15 protein-coding genes are annotated in these 15,601 nt (G+C 62.2%); 5 read left to right on the top strand and 10 right to left on the bottom strand.

The window, feature by feature from the left end; all coding sequences use genetic code 11:
• Positions 1-5 precede the first annotated feature (5 nt).
• The 3 genes from groL to CFR80_RS19185 all read right to left on the bottom strand — a co-directional run bounded on the left by groL (position 6) and on the right by CFR80_RS19185 (position 2,388).
• Positions 6-1,655 (bottom strand): chaperonin GroEL, encoded by a 1,650-nt coding sequence (gene groL / locus CFR80_RS01410; protein WP_010513745.1) that lies wholly within the window; start codon positions 1,653-1,655, stop codon positions 6-8.
• A 62-nt stretch (positions 1,656-1,717) separates the two neighbouring features.
• Entirely contained in the window at positions 1,718-2,008 is a 291-nt protein-coding gene (gene groES / locus CFR80_RS01405; protein WP_010513746.1) for a co-chaperone GroES, read from the bottom strand.
• A gap of 239 nt (positions 2,009-2,247) precedes the next feature.
• Entirely contained in the window at positions 2,248-2,388 is a 141-nt protein-coding gene (locus tag CFR80_RS19185) for a hypothetical protein (RefSeq protein WP_010513747.1), read from the bottom strand.
• A gap of 424 nt (positions 2,389-2,812) precedes the next feature.
• Between CFR80_RS19185 and CFR80_RS01400 the strand changes: the two genes are divergently transcribed.
• Positions 2,813-4,405 carry a Hint domain-containing protein gene (locus CFR80_RS01400; protein ID WP_010513748.1) on the top strand — a complete coding sequence of 531 codons (1,593 nt, stop codon included), beginning with the start codon at positions 2,813-2,815 and terminating at the stop codon, positions 4,403-4,405.
• A gap of 484 nt (positions 4,406-4,889) precedes the next feature.
• Positions 4,890-5,552, top strand: a complete 663-nt coding sequence (locus CFR80_RS01395; RefSeq protein WP_010513749.1) for a dienelactone hydrolase family protein — start codon at positions 4,890-4,892, stop codon at positions 5,550-5,552.
• A gap of 155 nt (positions 5,553-5,707) precedes the next feature.
• On the opposite strand, the gene CFR80_RS01390 is transcribed toward CFR80_RS01395, so the two are convergent.
• Positions 5,708-6,613 (bottom strand): S-methyl-5'-thioadenosine phosphorylase, encoded by a 906-nt coding sequence (locus tag CFR80_RS01390; protein ID WP_010513750.1) that lies wholly within the window; start codon positions 6,611-6,613, stop codon positions 5,708-5,710.
• Positions 6,603-7,424, bottom strand: coding sequence for a cytochrome c1 (locus CFR80_RS01385; RefSeq protein ID WP_010513751.1), 822 nt, complete (start codon positions 7,422-7,424; stop codon positions 6,603-6,605). The genes CFR80_RS01390 and CFR80_RS01385 overlap by 11 nt, the downstream gene beginning before the upstream one ends.
• 174 nt (positions 7,425-7,598) lie before the next feature.
• Here CFR80_RS01385 and hemF point away from each other — a divergent pair, with 174 nt between their 5' ends.
• Together hemF and CFR80_RS01375 are read left to right on the top strand one after the other, a co-directional pair.
• A complete protein-coding gene (gene hemF / locus CFR80_RS01380; RefSeq protein ID WP_010513752.1) occupies positions 7,599-8,507 on the top strand; it encodes an oxygen-dependent coproporphyrinogen oxidase in 909 nt (302 codons plus the stop codon).
• A gap of 80 nt (positions 8,508-8,587) precedes the next feature.
• Positions 8,588-9,679, top strand: a complete 1,092-nt coding sequence (locus tag CFR80_RS01375; protein ID WP_048855366.1) for a hypothetical protein — start codon at positions 8,588-8,590, stop codon at positions 9,677-9,679.
• A 48-nt stretch (positions 9,680-9,727) separates the two neighbouring features.
• Here CFR80_RS01375 and CFR80_RS01370 read toward each other — a convergent pair whose 3' ends face one another.
• The 5 genes from CFR80_RS01370 to CFR80_RS01350 all read right to left on the bottom strand — a co-directional run bounded on the left by CFR80_RS01370 (position 9,728) and on the right by CFR80_RS01350 (position 14,866).
• On the bottom strand, positions 9,728-10,339 hold the full coding sequence (locus CFR80_RS01370) for a Smr/MutS family protein (RefSeq protein ID WP_110507037.1): 612 nt from the start codon (positions 10,337-10,339) through the stop codon (positions 9,728-9,730).
• Between the two features lie 145 nt (positions 10,340-10,484).
• On the bottom strand, positions 10,485-11,897 hold the full coding sequence (locus CFR80_RS01365) for a cytochrome-c peroxidase (protein WP_181418150.1): 1,413 nt from the start codon (positions 11,895-11,897) through the stop codon (positions 10,485-10,487).
• An 85-nt stretch (positions 11,898-11,982) separates the two neighbouring features.
• Positions 11,983-12,873 carry a DNA-methyltransferase gene (locus CFR80_RS01360; RefSeq protein ID WP_010513758.1) on the bottom strand — a complete coding sequence of 297 codons (891 nt, stop codon included), beginning with the start codon at positions 12,871-12,873 and terminating at the stop codon, positions 11,983-11,985.
• Between the two features lie 35 nt (positions 12,874-12,908).
• The gene (gene mltA / locus CFR80_RS01355; protein ID WP_048855364.1) at positions 12,909-14,123 is read right to left on the bottom strand and encodes a murein transglycosylase A; all 1,215 of its coding nucleotides are present in this window, start codon (positions 14,121-14,123) and stop codon (positions 12,909-12,911) included.
• Between the two features lie 56 nt (positions 14,124-14,179).
• The gene (locus CFR80_RS01350) at positions 14,180-14,866 is read right to left on the bottom strand and encodes a Tim44/TimA family putative adaptor protein (RefSeq protein WP_010513760.1); all 687 of its coding nucleotides are present in this window, start codon (positions 14,864-14,866) and stop codon (positions 14,180-14,182) included.
• Between the two features lie 201 nt (positions 14,867-15,067).
• Between CFR80_RS01350 and secB the strand changes: the two genes are divergently transcribed.
• Positions 15,068-15,589, top strand: a complete 522-nt coding sequence (gene secB, locus CFR80_RS01345; protein WP_010513761.1) for a protein-export chaperone SecB — start codon at positions 15,068-15,070, stop codon at positions 15,587-15,589.
• Positions 15,590-15,601 lie beyond the last annotated feature (12 nt).

Genomic DNA, 15,601 nt, shown 5'->3' with positions numbered 1-15,601 from the left:
CGGACTTAGAAGTCCATGCCACCCATGCCGCCCATTCCGCCCATGCCACCTTCCGGCATTGCAGGGGCCTTCTTTTCCGGGCGCTCGGCCACCATCGCTTCGGTGGTGATCAGCAGGCCGGCAACCGATGCCGCATCCTGCAGCGCCGTGCGGACAACCTTCATCGGGTCGATGATACCGGCGTCCACCAGGTCCTTGTAATCACCGATCTGGGCATCGAAACCGAAGGTGTAGGTATCGTTTTCCAGAACCTTGCCGGCAATGACCGCACCATCTTCACCCGCGTTGTGGGCGATCTGGCGCAGCGGAGCCTGCAGGGCCTTGCGGATGATGTCCGCACCGACGCGCTGGTCATCGTTATGGAAGTGCAGGCCACCCAGCTTGGTCGATGCGCGGGCAAGCGCCGTGCCGCCACCGGGGACAATGCCTTCCTCAACCGCCGCACGGGTCGCGTGCAGGGCGTCGTCAACACGGTCCTTGCGTTCCTTCACCTCGATCTCGGTGGAGCCACCGACGCGGATCACGGCAACGCCGCCAGCCAGCTTCGCCAGACGTTCCTGCAGCTTTTCACGGTCGTAGTCCGAGGTGGTTTCCTCGATCTGCGCGCGGATCTGGGCGCAACGGCCCTTGATGCCATCCGTGCTGCCCGCACCTTCGACAATGGTGGTGTTTTCCTTGTCGATGTGCACCTTCTTCGCGGTGCCCAGCATGTCGAGCGTCACGCTCTCGAGCTTGATGCCGAGGTCTTCGCTGATGACCTGGCCACCGGTCAGGATCGCGATGTCTTCCAGCATGGCCTTGCGACGGTCACCGAAGCCCGGCGCCTTGACGGCGGCGATCTTCAGGCCACCACGCAGCTTGTTGACCACCAGAGTCGCCAGCGCTTCGCCATCAACGTCTTCCGCAATGATCAGCAGCGGGCGGCCGGACTGCACGACGGCTTCCAGCAGCGGCAGAACCGGCTGCAGCGAAGACAGCTTCTTTTCGTGGATCAGGATGTAGGGGCTGTCCAGATCGACAGTCATCTTTTCCGCATTCGTCACGAAATACGGGGAGATGTAACCACGGTCGAACTGCATGCCCTCGACCACGTCCAGCTCGGTGTGCAGGCCCTTGGCCTCTTCCACCGTGATGACGCCTTCGGAGCCGACCTTCTGCATGGCCTGCGAGATCATCTCGCCGATTTCCTTTTCGCCATTGGCGGAAATCGTGCCGACCTGTGCCGTTTCGGCCGGGGTCGTGATCTTCTTTGCGTTCTTCTTCAGCTCTTCAACGACAACGCCAACCGCCTTGTCGATGCCGCGCTTGAGGTCCATCGGGTTCATGCCCGCGGCAACCGCCTTGGCACCTTCACGCACGATGGCCTGCGCCAGCACGGTTGCGGTGGTGGTGCCGTCGCCCGCGATGTCGTTGGTCTTGGATGCGACCTCACGGACCATCTGCGCGCCCATGTTCTCGAACTTGTCGGCCAGTTCGATTTCCTTGGCGACGGAGACACCGTCCTTCGTGATGCGCGGTGCGCCGAAGCTCTTGTCCAGGACAACGTTACGACCCTTCGGGCCCAGCGTCACCTTTACCGCGTCTGCAAGAATGTCCACGCCACGCAGCATGCGCTGGCGGGCTTCACCGCCGAACTTTACGTCCTTGGCTGCCATTTTCTTCTTCTCCGATATGGAAAGTTCTAAAGGTTTACTCGGTCAGGAAAGCACCGGGTGGATCAGCCGACCACGCCCATGATGTCGCTTTCCTTCATGATCAGCAGTTCTTCACCGTCGATCGTCACTTCCGTGCCCGACCACTTGCCGAACAGGACGCGGTCACCCGCCTTCACGTCGAGGGGCACGATCTGGCCCTGCTCGTTACGGGCACCTGCGCCCACCGAGATCACCTCGCCTTCCATCGGCTTTTCCTTGGCGGTCTCAGGGATGATGATACCACCTGCTGTTTTTTCCTCGCTCTTGAGGCGACGGACGACCACACGGTCATGCAGGGGACGAAATTTCGTCATGGATCGCTCCAAATCTCTTAAAAGGTAACGCCCTTGAATCAAGCAACGCCACCGGTTGGCGCGCGCGCCAGGCCGCATCGCGTTAGCACTCCCCTCATGAGAGTGCTAAGAAGCAGATAGGAAGCCCCCCGACAGGTGTCAAGAAGCGCGACGGGGCCGGGCGCGCATAATTCGCACCCCAGGGGCCACAAAGAATGACGCCCCATTTTTATTATTTTATATCAGATACTTATTCAATATCAGCCGACCCCGTCAAAAGCGGCAGCCCAGCCTTCACCCCAGCGCATGATGGCGGGGCTGCCGATTCCTTCCGCCAGACAGGAACGGCCTGCGTGAACAGCCTGCGTGCCCGACGTCTTTTCCGATGTCTGCCAGCCCACTGTCGGAATGCCCGTAACCGTAGCCTTGATGGGGTATCCTGCCTTCCGGTGACCATCACTCGGCAGCAGGCCGATTACGCCGCATCCCGGTCACAGGGCAATCGCCCCGCCCCGAATGGAATGCACGCATGCAGCCGGTTCTGATGTCCTGCCGTAGCTGCGCCATGAAACCCCTGTTCCTGTCGCACCCATCTCTGGATCCACAAAGGATGTATCGATCCCGAATATTTTCGGACGCCATTTTCTGGAAAAGGGATTGGTACAGTATGGTTAAGTCACACCATAAACCAAACCCACAAACTGATATTTCGCTAATTTCCACACAAAACGATATTTAAATTTTTTTAAAACTGATACAGAGTTTTTATTGTTTGATGACATATGGATTTGTAACAGGTCCAAAATTCTGGAAGGGGCTGATTCCGTGGCAAATGAATACAAGGACTACCAAGGTGCTACCTATCATGAAAATCAGCCTCAGATAGATTCCAGTCATCCGGATGATGATAGCGCGCAGGTTACCGTTCAAAGCAGTCAGATTTTTGAAGGCACCCTGAACGGCAACACGTTCGATCCTGTTTCGATTGCAGACGAAAATTACGCGCCTTCCAGCTCCGATATCATGCAGGCCGATGCAGGGATGGCTGGCGACAATACGATATCGCTGAACAGCGATTATAATGGCACAACGAATACCGGCCTGGTCGAAGCCACAACAACGGGCGGCGATGGTGGCAAGGAAAGCATGCTGCTGCAACAGACCCCGTACACGACGGCGGACGGGACCGGCACCATCTTCTACGTGCCCGAGCAGACAATAACCGACACATATAATGGTCAGACCTATGATGAGGGCGTAGTAGGCGGCGAAGGGGATTACATTGAAGCCACGTCCACGACATATACGGCTGCCAATGACATTCCGTCCTCTCAGGATCTCGTCAGCAATGGCAATTCCTTTGCACCGATCGATACCGCCTGCTTCGTAACCGGCACCTTCATCCGCACGCCCGATGGGGATGTCACGGTCGAGGATCTGAAGGTCGGGGACATGGTGCTGACATCCAGCGGGCAGATCCGGCCGGTACGCTGGATCGGCAACCTGCATGTCACCAACCTGCCATCGCAGGACTGCGCACGGGCACGGAACCTGTGGCCGGTACGCATCGCGGCGCATGCCTTCGCGACCAACGTACCCGACCGGGATCTGGTCGTCTCCCCCGGTCACGCCATTGCCGTGACCGTCATGGACGAAGTGTTCACCCAGGCCATCCGTCTGGTCAATGGCGCGACGATCCGCCAGGAACCACGTGACAGCGTGACCTACTGGCATGTGGAACTGGACAGCCATGACGTGCTGCTGTCGAACAACCTGCCCAGTGAAAGCTATCTGGACGTGGGCAACCGCGCGGCGCTCGGGCTGAATGTCCCTGCCCTGCGTCCGGCTGCGTCCGTGTCGGATTATGCCCGTCCGCTGGTTGAAGACGGGCCGGTCATCGACGCCATCCGTGCACGCCTTGTCGCCCGGGCACGGGGTCTGGGCTGGCAGGTTTCAAGCCGTTCCAACATGCACCTGACTGTGGATGGCAGGCGGGTCGAGGCCGTGATGAATGGCGATCAGGCCTGCTTCACCTTCCCGGCGACAGCACAGAACGTGCATCTCCGCAGCCGTACGTTCCGTCCTGCCGAATGGGAAAGCTGTTCCGACACCCGTACGCTCGGCCTGTCCCTGTCTGGTCTGCACATTGCCGACGGACTGGGTCATGAAGCGGACATCGCACTGGATCATGCCAACCTTGAAAACCAGTTCCATGAAGGCGAAGCGGCTGACAACGTGGCATGGCGCTGGACCCGCGGTGACCTGCACCTGCCCCCCGAGTTATGGGCGAACTGCAAGGGCCAGGTTACCCTGACGCTGACCCTGCAGCATGCGAACGGGCAGTACTGGGATCAGGCTGGCGCAGAAAATGACGACACCCCCGCAGGCGATGCCCATATGTCGCGCATGCAGGCCTGATTCCGCCTGCGCCTTGCGTAGCCTGATGAAAGGGGAGGCATTCCGGGAATGCCTCCCCTTTCATGTATTGATGGGCAACCACCTGTTTACTTTCCGTTGAATGAACAGGCCGCCCACGCCGGACCGGCGATCAGGTAAGGCAGCTATCCCATGCGTTTCGCCAGATGCCTTCACTGCCCTGTAGTGCACGCGACCGCGATATTGCCGGGTCACATACCCCCTGTCTTCTCCATGAACACCGTTCCCGCCACGCGGGGCCCGTCCATTCCGAACGGGCCAGAGGCATGAATGCAGGGCTCCCCGGTGCATGCCCGCCCGACAGCAGGAAACCACCAGCAGATCAGGCCATATGCGCACGGCAGGCCGGTCGGCAGGACAGGGGAAAATTCTTATAAACTGTCTCCTCACGCGGGTTTCATATTGACGCATGGGGTCCCCGCATCATTGTGTGACGGGCAACGAAGGAATGAATGGAGTAAAAGCCATGGGCGCAGACATCACCGTTACAGCGGCGGACGGGCACACATTTTCCGCCTACCGGGCCGGTCGGCCGGATGCCGCGCGCTGCGTTGTGGTGGTACAGGAAATCTTCGGGGTAACGCCCTATATCCGGTCCGTATGTGATTCATTTGCGGCGGAAGGGTATCAGGCCATTGCCCCTGCCCTGTTTGACCGCGTCAGGCGCAACACCATCCTGCCCTATGACGGCACCGGCATGCAGGAAGGCCTGACCCTGCGCAGCCAGATTGCGCAGGACGACACGCTGAAGGATCTTGTCGCGGCGGCGGACATGCTTCCGGCAGAGAAAAAAGGCATTGTCGGGTTCTGCTGGGGCGGCAAGCTGGCATGGGAAGCGGCGTGCCATACCAAGGCGTTCGCGGCGGCGGTGGCATGGTATGGCGGGGGCATTGCCCAAACCCGCAACCAGGTCCCCAACTGCCCGGTGCAGCTTCATTTCGGCGCGGAAGATGCCCATATCCCCGCTGACGAGGTCGACGCCATCCGTGCCGCGCATGAGGATATCGAGATTTTCACATATGACGGCGCCGATCACGGCTTCGGCTGTACTGATCGCCCATCTTATAACGAAGCTGCCGCCACGCTGGCCATGCAGCGCACGCTGAGCTTTTTTGAACACTGGCTCTGACACGTCGCGCATGAAAAATGCCCATGCCGTGCCGGCCATGGGCGCTGCTTTCAAAGAGATTCAGAGAACGCCGCCTTTCTGAAAAAAGGCGGCGTCTGAAGACTTTCAGGACATGCCCCCGCCACCACCGGGTGATGAGCGCAGGCAGCCGTCATTCAGCCCCGGTTCAGCACACGACCCGCAACGGCTTCCAGCTTCTTCAGCAGGGCAGGGTCACGCCTGTCAGGTGCGGTGATGATGGCATGTTCCAGCGCCCGGTCACAGCCCGCGTAACACGGGCCACGCTTCGTCCCCAGTTTCGGGATGACCGAACGGACAAGGGCACGGGCACGGCTGGCGTTTTCCTGCATCACCTTGACCACGGCATCCACCGTCACGCTGTCATGATCATCATGCCAGCAGTCATAATCGGTCACCATGGCAACGGTGGCGTAACAGATCTCGGCTTCGCGGGCCAGCTTGGCTTCGGGCATGTTGGTCATGCCCACGACCGAGCAGCCCCACGAACGGTACAGGTTGCTCTCCGCACGGGTAGAAAACTGCGGCCCTTCCATGACCAGATACGTGCCCCCACGGGTGACATCCAGCCCCAGTTCGCGGCACTGGCTTTCCAGCACGTCGCCAATGCGCGGGCACAGCGGGTCGGCCATGCCGACATGGGCCACGCAGCCCGTGTCGAAAAAGCTTTTTTCACGCGCGAACGACCGGTCGATGAACTGGTCGATAACCACGAAATGTCCCGGCGGCAGTTCTTCCTTCAGCGAACCGACGGCAGACAGCGACACGATGTCGGTAACACCCGACCGCTTCAGCGCGTCGATGTTGGCACGATAGTTCAGGCGCGAAGGCGGCAGCGGGTGGCCACGGCCATGCCGCGGCAGGAACACGCAGCGCACCCCGTCCAGCCTGCCAAACAGAAGCTGGTCGGACGGCTTGCCCCACGGGGTTTCAACCGTGCGCCATTCCTTGTCTTCAAGGCCTTCGATATCATACAGGCCGGAACCGCCAATCAGGCCGATGACCGGCTCGATCTGCTCACCGGCAGCAGGGTTAGTGGACATTGGACCACGTTCTCCGTTTCAGACAGATGGAAAGAATAAGCAGGATCAGAAGGAACACGACCGCCCCCACCCCCACGCGGTGCCGTTCCGTCAGGTGCGGACTGGCCACCCACGCCAGGAAGGTGGTGACATCACGCGCCTGCTGCGCCACCGTCGCGGGCGTGCCGTCGGGATAGGTCACCCTGCCATCATGCAGCGGTGGTGGCATGGCGGTCTGCCCGTTCGCGGCATAGGGGTTGTAGAACAGCCCCGGCGCCACCGTCATGCCCGGCGGCGGGGTCTGCCCATAGCCGGTCAGGAAGGCATCGATACGGTCCACCCCGCCGGGATGCACGACTGCCAGCCGCGACTGGTCAGGGGGGGCAACGCCATGGTTGGCTGCCGCCGCCGCATGCGCATCGGGATAGGGGGACAGCAGGTGATCATCCGTGTTGGCCGGCCGGGTAGCCGGATGGCCGCTGCCATCCACCCCTGCCGGGACATGGTGCGCCCCTGCAATGGCATTGACGTCCGCTTCCTTCAGCCCCAGTCCGGCAAGGTCACCATAGGTGAGCGATTTCATGCCATGACAGGCGGAACAGACCTGTGCGTAAACGGTATAGCCACGCTGGACCGAAGCCATATCGAAATGGCCCAGCGGCCCACGGAAACTCCAGTCCTGCCGGGGTGGTTCACGGTAATCACGCGCCCACGCCGCTGAAGCGCCACCCCCAAGGCACGACGGGATGACAAGGCAGGACAGCAGCACACCACGCCGCAACACGTTCCGCGCGAATGGCGTCCTGCCCTGCTGTTGGCCCCGTTCATGCATGTCCGCTACGTTCCCGCCGCAATTACGTGCTTCCTTCCGCATTCCTGCCGGAAGTGCGCCCCCTTCCTAGCGGGTGGGTAGCGGGTCTTGCAATCGCCCGTCTTGCAATAGGCGGGACAAACGGGCACCCGTAATATCATCGCGAACGACCAGAACGGGCAGAATGATACGACCATGACAACATCCCGCACCCCAGTCGCCCATGACGGACTGAAGGACACGGCCCGCGCCTGGTTTGAAAACCTGCGTGACCGGATATGTGACGCCTTCGAACGGATCGAGGATGACGCCGCGGCACAGGGTTCCCCCACCCTGCCGGGGAAGGAGACCCCCGGCCGCTTCGAACGCACGCCATGGAACCGTACCAATGATGATGGCACCCCCGGCGGCGGTGGCGTGATCAGCCTCATGCGCGGGCGCGTGTTTGAAAAGGTGGGGGTCAATGTATCCACCGTCAGCGGGGAATTCAGCCCCGGCTTTCGCGACTCGATCCCCGGCGCGTCGGAAGACCCACGCTTCTTCGCCACGGGCATCAGCCTTGTCGCCCATATGTGCAGCCCGCTTGTGCCGGCCGCCCACTTCAACACCCGCATGATCATCACGACGCAGGGTTGGTTTGGCGGCGGTGGCGACATTACCCCCATGTTCCCCGAAAGCGCCGAAGCCATAAGCGACGCCGCCCGGTTCCATGACGGGTTCCGGCAGGCCTGCGAAAAGCATGACCCGCAATATTATCCGCGTTTCAAGGAATGGTGCGACAAGTACTTCTACCTGCCGCATCGCAATGAAGCGCGCGGTCTGGGCGGCATTTTCTATGACCGGCTCAATACCGGTGACATCGATGCCGACTTCGCCTTCACCCGCGACGTGGGGCTGGGTTTTCTGGAAACCTACCCCGATATCGTGCGCAGCCGGATGATGGAACCGTGGACCGATGAACAGCGCAAGGCGCAGCTTGTCCGCCGTGGACGGTATGTGGAATTCAACCTGCTGCATGACCGGGGCACCATTTTCGGCCTGAAAACCGGCGGAAATACCGAAGCCATTCTCATGAGCCTTCCCCCGGAAGTCCACTGGCCATAAGAATAGGCCATGTCCGCCCCATACCCGCCATTCCGTCCCGTCCTGAACGCCCGCATTTCCCTGCGTGCGCAGGTGCAGCCATGATCGGTCGGCGCGCGCTTCTGGCCCTGCTGGCCGGGGGAGCTGCCATGCCCCTGCGCAGGGGGGCTGCGTCCGAACTGCCGCGTGAACGCCTGCTCATGCCCACGGGGGCATCTGGCGGGGCGACCCTGCTGGTGGCAGGCAACCACAGCGCCATGGCCGACCGATGGGTGCCGGTACTGCCCACGGCGCTGGCGCAGGGGCTGGACCTGCCCGCCCCCCTGCCGGTGCGCGATACCGTGGGGCAGGACGGGGTGACGGGGGCAAACCTGTTTGATTCCCAGTTCGCGTCCGATGGCATGGTCGCGCTGGCGGCGCCGGGTTCGGCGCTGGTGTCCTCCCTGTGCGGGGATCCGCGCGTGCATTTTGACTACAGCCGCTGGCTGCCGCTGCTGCTCAGCCTGACCATGCCGGTGGTCATCGGACGGGCGCAACTGCACCGCAGCCTTGGCAATTTCATGCGTGACCGGCCCGTGCGCATTGCCGTATCGACCCTGACGGGGATCGAACTGCCGACCGTACTGGCCATGAGCCTGTTCGGGCTTCGCCCCATTCCGGTCACGGGCCTTGCCACGCCGCAGGCCGCCGCCGCAGCCCTGCGTGACAACCAGGTTGATACCATACAGATCACCGACCCGCTGGGCACACCGGAAACCACCGCACTGATCAGCACGCTGGCGCAGGCGGGGTTTCCTGCCCTGTTCACACTGGGCACGCAGGTTGATCCCCTCCCCCTGCCCAATGACCAGCAGGTCATGAGCCTGCAGGCCCGCCTGCAGCAGGACGCGCATTCCGCCCTGCATGACCTGCTGTACGCCGCATGGAAACCACTGGCCGCGGCGGCAGGGGTGGACCTTGCCCTTGTGCTGCCCATGCTGACGCAATCCGCGACACTGGCGCGGTGGCGGGCGGGCACGACGCAGGCCATGCATGACAGCGCCATACAGTCCATGGCCCATCAGTCCGGCCGCACGCTCCTGACCGGCACGGATGCGACCGAGGCCCTGCGCCTGGCATCGGGGGATACGTCCACCATCATGACGCTGCGCCGCTGGCTGGCCGCCCACCTGCCTACATGGCGTCTGGGCTGAGGCCGCACGCGGTCCCTCGCCGCCGTCCTGCCCTTCGCGCCGCCTGTTTCAGAAACCGTTTCCACGTGCTGAACGGCGCAGCAGCACGCGCACCGCGCCCTGATTGGCGGCATGCGGATGCACGACCGCCAGAATCAGGCGGCCCAGATCCCCACGCCCCAGCCAGAATGGCAGTTCCCGGCGCAGGATGCCGCCATTATGGCCGCTGCCCAGCCCGGTTATGATCTCGACACAGCGCACATTGTCTGCATGTGCCTGAATGATGAAACCATGCAGGCGGTGGAACGCCGTCTGCGCCACCTGCCCATGCAGGTCCAGCCTGCGGGCGGGACGCAGCTTGCCACTGACCAGCCCACGCCAGCTTGTGTCATCCAGTCCCGGCCTGCGCACACCAATTTCAACTGCGCCGCCCCTGCCCTTCTGCACGGTCAGACTGTGGCTGGCGGTTCCATGCACCGCATGCACCCCGCCCGATGACAGCCTCTGCATGATGGCGGCACGACTCATGCCCGGTTTTGCCGGGGTGGTGGAGGGCGAAACCGGAGGGTCGGGTGGCAGGGTCGCGGGTTTTGCCTGCCGGGCGGTCCGCAACGGCGCGATTCCCTGCGCGAAGGCCGCCCAGAGGGCCTGTTCCTCCTCGTTCAGTCTGCGCTGCCTCACGGTATGATTCCTTTCTCCCGGCCGATGGCCTTGGCCATAGAATCATACCGCGCCCGGCAGGTCCATGTTTTCAGGCATGACCACATACGCAAAAACCCCGCCGCATGTGCGGCAGGGCCTGCGTTCCCGGATAGGAAAAACCGTTTTACGGCGCGGTATTGCGCAGGGTCTCGCCCTGATAGCGCCCGGTCAGCGTGTTGAGAAACGCCACGATATCCGTCACGTCCTGATCGGAAATGTTATGGTCGGGCGTCTGGTAACGCGCCATGTCACGTACGGCCCCATCCAGCGTCTTGATGCTGCCATCATGGAAGTAGGGACCGGTCAGCGCGATGTTGCGCAGGTTGGGCACCTTGAAGCGTTCCATGTCGGCGGGGTCATGGGTCACTTCGAAACGCCCCTTGTCCGCGTCCGTCAGCTTGCCGCCACGGGCCGAGAAATAATTGCCTTCCAGTCCCAGCGGCTCGAACGCCTGCCCGCCCATGGACGGCCCGGTGTGGCATCCGGAACAGCCGATCTGCTTGAACAGCGCGTAACCGTGCTTTTCCTGCGTGTTCAGCGCCGCATCATCCCCCTTGAGGTACTGGTCAAAGCGGCTGTCCGGTGTCACCAGCGTCTTTTCATATTCCCCGATGGCATCGGTGATGGTGTTTTCATCAATCGTGTCGCTGCCATATGCGGCCTGGAAATCCGTGGCATAGGTCGGGTCTTCCCGCAGGCGGTCCGCGACCGACGTCCAGTCATGCGATCCCATCTCGACAGGGTTCATGACCGGTCCCGCCGCCTGCTGCGCCAGCGTGCCCGCGCGGCCATTCCAGAACTGCCATTTGTTGAAGACGGCATCAAAGACGGTCGGCACGTTGATCGGCCCCTTCTGCCCATGGATGCCGGTCGCGGTCACCAGTCCATCCACACCGCCATGCTGCAGGCTGTGGCAGCTGGCGCAGTTCAGGGTACCATCACCCGACAGTTTGCGATCAAAGAACAGCCGCTGGCCCAGCGCCACCTTGTGCGGGTCCACCGGCACGGATTCCGGCACGGGCTGCACCGGTTCGGCTGCGAATCGATCCGCAACGCCCTGCGTCGCGTAATGCTGGCGGCGAACCTGCGCGATCCATGCCAGCATGCTTTCGCGCTGCGCGTCAGACAGGTGGGCATGCCAGTGCATGAGCAGGTACAGCGTGGGCGGCATGCGGTTCTGGTTGATGACTTCCTCGATCCGGGCCAGCGGTTCCTGATCGGGCACGCTGCCGTTCTGAAGGGCGCTTATGACCGGCTCCACCCGGAAATGCCGCAGCCCCTGATCGCGATCATGGCTCATCAGCGTATTGGCCACGGGCAGGCTGAAATAGAACGGCAGGTCTACCCTGGCCGCGTGGCAGTAGTCACAGCGGGCTTCGCGCATGACATTCAGCGCCGCCGACGATACCGCATCCACCCCTGCCCCCGCAGGTGCTGGCGCGGTCGCATGATCGAAATGGGTGAGATAGGCGACCGTCCCGCCATACGCCACGATACCTGCGGCGACCACCGCCGCCACTGCCTTCTTTACCGACATCAACAAAACCCCCTTGTCCCTTGCTTGAGTGGGTTTTGGCCGATTCAGGAATTATTTGTCAAAATAATCGTTTCAATGAAAACCATCAAAAGTTTCGATCATCCGTCCCGGCCACGCCATCCACCTGCGCTTCCATGGCCTGCCGTACCCGCTGCCGCGCGACATTGACATAGATGGTATCCAGGTCGATTCCGATGCCCTGCCCCCCTTCGCGCACGGCGGCGACCAGCGTGGTACCCGTCCCCATGAACGGGTCCAGCACCACGGGGGCGGCCTTGCCATGCAGGCGAATGCACATCTGGGGCAGCAGCACGGGAAACGTGCCGGGATGATGGAATTTCTGCGCTTTTCCCTGAACGGTCTCATACGGGATGAACCATGTGTCGCCCCGGCAGCGCCGGTCCTGCCGGTGGCCACGGCGCATGATATTGGACTTGTCCATGTAGGGCACGCCGATATCGAGGCGATTGAGCCCGACATTGCCCGTACGCGTCAGGTGAAACAGGTGTTCGTGGTTACGGTTGAGGTAACGGGGGCTGTTGACCGGCTTGAAATGCCCATGCGTTTCCACCCCCACCGAGATCGACTTGACCCATGAGATATGGTTCTGCAGCACGAACATCTCACGCAGCCGCACCATCAGTTCAAACGGCAGCCATGGCTGGGCTGAAGACCCCGCGACATTCAGGAAGAACGACCCGTCGGGCCGCATGACGCGCCGTACTTCACGCGCGACCTCGACCATCCAGTCCAGATAGCCATCTTCTTCCAGCCGGTCACGGTACGTGCGGTATTTCAGGCCGATATTGTAGGGCGGCGAGGTGACGACCACGTCCACGCTGTCAGGCTCCATGCGCCGCATGGCCCGGATACAGTCGCCACGCACCAGCAGATGCGGCCCCTCGGTATAACGGACAGTCCGCGGCAGGCGGGGTGTGGATGCGCAAGCCTGCCCCGCGCGGGATCGCCCTGTCATGATGCTACTACGCTCTTCACTCCGCCCATGCGGATCTAGTGTTTCTTTTCCGCTTCGCCGCTGCGGGGTACCAGCACGATCATCTGTCCGGGCGATCGCAGGTTTCCAGCCGCCTGCGCTGCCTCCGGCCCCCAACCCATATACAGATCGGCACGGTCCGGGCCCTTGATGTCGGTTCCCAGATCCTGTGCGAAGTCCAGCCGCTGCCACGTTACGGGGTGCCCATCAACCGGCACCTGTGCCTGCACCCATACCGGGCTTCCCAGCGGAATGAAATCCCGGTCCACCGCCATGGACCGGCCCGGCGTCAGCGGCACGCCCAGCGCACCGGGCGCACCGGCCTGCGTATCGCCCGGATCCAGTTCACGGAAAAAGACGTAATTCGGGTTCTGCTCCATCATGTCCATGGCTTTTTGCGGATTTGCTTCCAGCCAGTTCCGGATGGACGCCATGTTCACGTCATCGGGCTTCAGCAAACCCTGCGCCACCATGACGCGGCCCAGCGGCACATAAGGCTGACCGTTCAGACCGTCAAAGCCCAGACGGATCACCTTGTCATTGGGAAGACGCACCCGGCCTGCGCCCTGCAACTGCAGGAAGAACAGGTCGACCGGGTCCGCCAGCCACAGCAGTTCAAGCTTTTTGTGGGCCAGCACGCCCTGGTCGATCTGTGCGCGGGTCCAGTAGGGCACGATCCGCCCATCCTCGCTGCGGCCTGTCACGACCTTGCCCTGCGCGTCACGCTCGCGCACCAGATCGGGCGGGCGGCGATAGACCGGGGTCTGGTAAATGCCGCCCCGGCGCAGGGAACCGCGGATTTCAGGTTCATAATACCCCGTGAACAGCATGCCGTCCGCCCGCTTGCCCGCCGGCAGGCTGTAGGGCACGAACCACTGTTCAAAAAACGCCCGCGCGGCGGCACGGTCACCCGTGGGCACGGTTCGCGCCGCGTTGCATGCAGCCTGCCAGTCCCCGACCTGCCGGCCGGGGTGGCTGATGCCGTCGCCGCCCAGACTGCTGTCTGCCGGCAGGCTGGCAACCTTGTGACAGTCCTGCAGGAAAACCGGCAGCGCATCTTCCAGCGCATCGTCCTGCCATCCCGGCAGACGATCGAAACTTATGGCATGGGCATGATGATGATGGGATTTATGATGCTTCCCGCTGGCGGGAGGGGCGCCAAGATTGGGGCCTTCCCCGAAATGACATCCACACAGGGCAACAACGGCGCACAACGGCGCGATACGCTTCATGACTTTCATGCACACAGATTGATCACGGCTTTGTCAGGAAATTATGGCAATGCGGCCTATGCGCTGCGGCTGGCCCCCAGACGCCACCCGGACCCATCGGTATTGACGCCCAGCAGGCGCTCGAACGTCCACAGGTCGGAAAACTCGGTCACGGCGTCTACGCCCGCCACGGGCTGGCCATTGCTGTCCACGGTCAGGCTGATCTGATCGGATACGATACGCACCTCGATCCGGGCGACCGGGCTGGGGCCCGCCGTTTCATCAATATCGGCACCAATGATGGCGATGTCGGTAATATCACGAATTTCACTGCGCAGGACTTCGCCCGCCTGCTGGCGGGACTGGATCGCGGCCTCGAACGCCGTGAATGTCGCAGCCGTCAGGCGCTGGCGCAGCACGTTCAGGTCCCCTGCCGCATACGCACCGACGATCTGGCGGAAAGCCGCCTCCGTCCCCTTGGCGAATTCCTGCGGGGTGAAGCCGGGCTGCAGGGTGGCGATGCGGGCCAGCACCTGCCCCACCCGCGTGTCCGGCGTGGGAATGTCATATGTAATGGATGGCGGCGGGGGTTCGGGCTTCTGTTCCACGACATTCGCGGCCATGGGCGGGGGCGCCATGGGGCGTGGTGCAGGTTCTGCGCCAACCCGACGGCCAAGAATGCTGCGCAGTCGCAGAACAAGGAATACAGCCACCAGCCCCAGAACAATCAGATCCAGCGGAAAATGACCAAAAGAAAAATTCATGCCGCGCGTCCATAACGGCAGGCGGGTGGCCTGCCAAGATTACCCTTGGCACAACATAAGCAACGGCCGGAGCCAGCACAATGCGCAAGCACCGTTAAAATTCCGACAGCTGGTATGGCATCCCCCGCAGACCCATGCTACGGCCTGAGAATACGGTATTCATTTCTTTTTTCCGCATATCTCTGGGGAATACAGACAAGCATGTCCGACACGACTCAGCCGCCCACCCCTGAAAACGGCCAGAGCGCCCCCCCGGCGCTGCCGCTGGCGATCAATCTGCAGTATATCAAGGATCTTTCGTTTGAAGTGCCCGCTGGTGCGGAAATCTTCGCAACGCTGCGCACGAACCCGCAGATTTCGGTCAACATCGACGTGCAGGCCAACCGCCTGGAACAGGAACAGCCGGTCTTCGAAGTGGTCCTGACCGTAAAGGCCGAAGCCACCGAAGCCCCGCAGCAGGAAGGTGGCCCCGCCGGTCGCCCGGTGTTCATCGCCGAACTGTCCTATGCCGCGATCGCCACGCTGAACAACCCGCCCGCCGAACTGATCGAGCCGATCCTGCTGGTGGAGGTGCCGCGCCTGATTTTCCCGTATGTGCGCAACATCCTGAGCGAAGTGACACGCGACGGCGGGTTCCCGCCCGTGGTGCTGCAGCCGATCGACTTCGTGGCGCTGTGGCAGGCCAAGCGCAACTCGTTCGACCAGACGCCGGGCCACGCCTGATTCACAGGCTAC

It is taken from the genome of Komagataeibacter oboediens (assembly GCF_003207815.1).
In the GTDB taxonomy this organism is placed as follows: domain Bacteria; phylum Pseudomonadota; class Alphaproteobacteria; order Acetobacterales; family Acetobacteraceae; genus Komagataeibacter; species Komagataeibacter oboediens.
Note: the sequence above shows the minus strand (reverse complement) of the source record. Positions and strands in the feature narration are given on the sequence as shown.

What these genes read in the sequence shown, in the direction of transcription:
- CFR80_RS01350 (WP_010513760.1), bottom strand. Translation starts at nt 14,866, where the DNA reads ATGAATTTTTCTTTTGGTCATTTTCCGCTGGATCTGATTGTTCTGGGG.
- secB (WP_010513761.1), top strand. Translation starts at nt 15,068, where the DNA reads ATGTCCGACACGACTCAGCCGCCCACCCCTGAAAACGGCCAGAGCGCC.
- CFR80_RS01365 (WP_181418150.1), bottom strand. Translation starts at nt 11,897, where the DNA reads ATGTCGGTAAAGAAGGCAGTGGCGGCGGTGGTCGCCGCAGGTATCGTG.
- groES (WP_010513746.1), bottom strand. Translation starts at nt 2,008, where the DNA reads ATGACGAAATTTCGTCCCCTGCATGACCGTGTGGTCGTCCGTCGCCTC.
- mltA (WP_048855364.1), bottom strand. Translation starts at nt 14,123, where the DNA reads ATGAAGCGTATCGCGCCGTTGTGCGCCGTTGTTGCCCTGTGTGGATGT.
- CFR80_RS01385 (WP_010513751.1), bottom strand. Translation starts at nt 7,424, where the DNA reads ATGCATGAACGGGGCCAACAGCAGGGCAGGACGCCATTCGCGCGGAAC.
- CFR80_RS01360 (WP_010513758.1), bottom strand. Translation starts at nt 12,873, where the DNA reads ATGACAGGGCGATCCCGCGCGGGGCAGGCTTGCGCATCCACACCCCGC.
- hemF (WP_010513752.1), top strand. Translation starts at nt 7,599, where the DNA reads ATGACAACATCCCGCACCCCAGTCGCCCATGACGGACTGAAGGACACG.
- CFR80_RS01390 (WP_010513750.1), bottom strand. Translation starts at nt 6,613, where the DNA reads ATGTCCACTAACCCTGCTGCCGGTGAGCAGATCGAGCCGGTCATCGGC.
- CFR80_RS01375 (WP_048855366.1), top strand. Translation starts at nt 8,588, where the DNA reads ATGATCGGTCGGCGCGCGCTTCTGGCCCTGCTGGCCGGGGGAGCTGCC.
- CFR80_RS01395 (WP_010513749.1), top strand. Translation starts at nt 4,890, where the DNA reads ATGGGCGCAGACATCACCGTTACAGCGGCGGACGGGCACACATTTTCC.
- groL (WP_010513745.1), bottom strand. Translation starts at nt 1,655, where the DNA reads ATGGCAGCCAAGGACGTAAAGTTCGGCGGTGAAGCCCGCCAGCGCATG.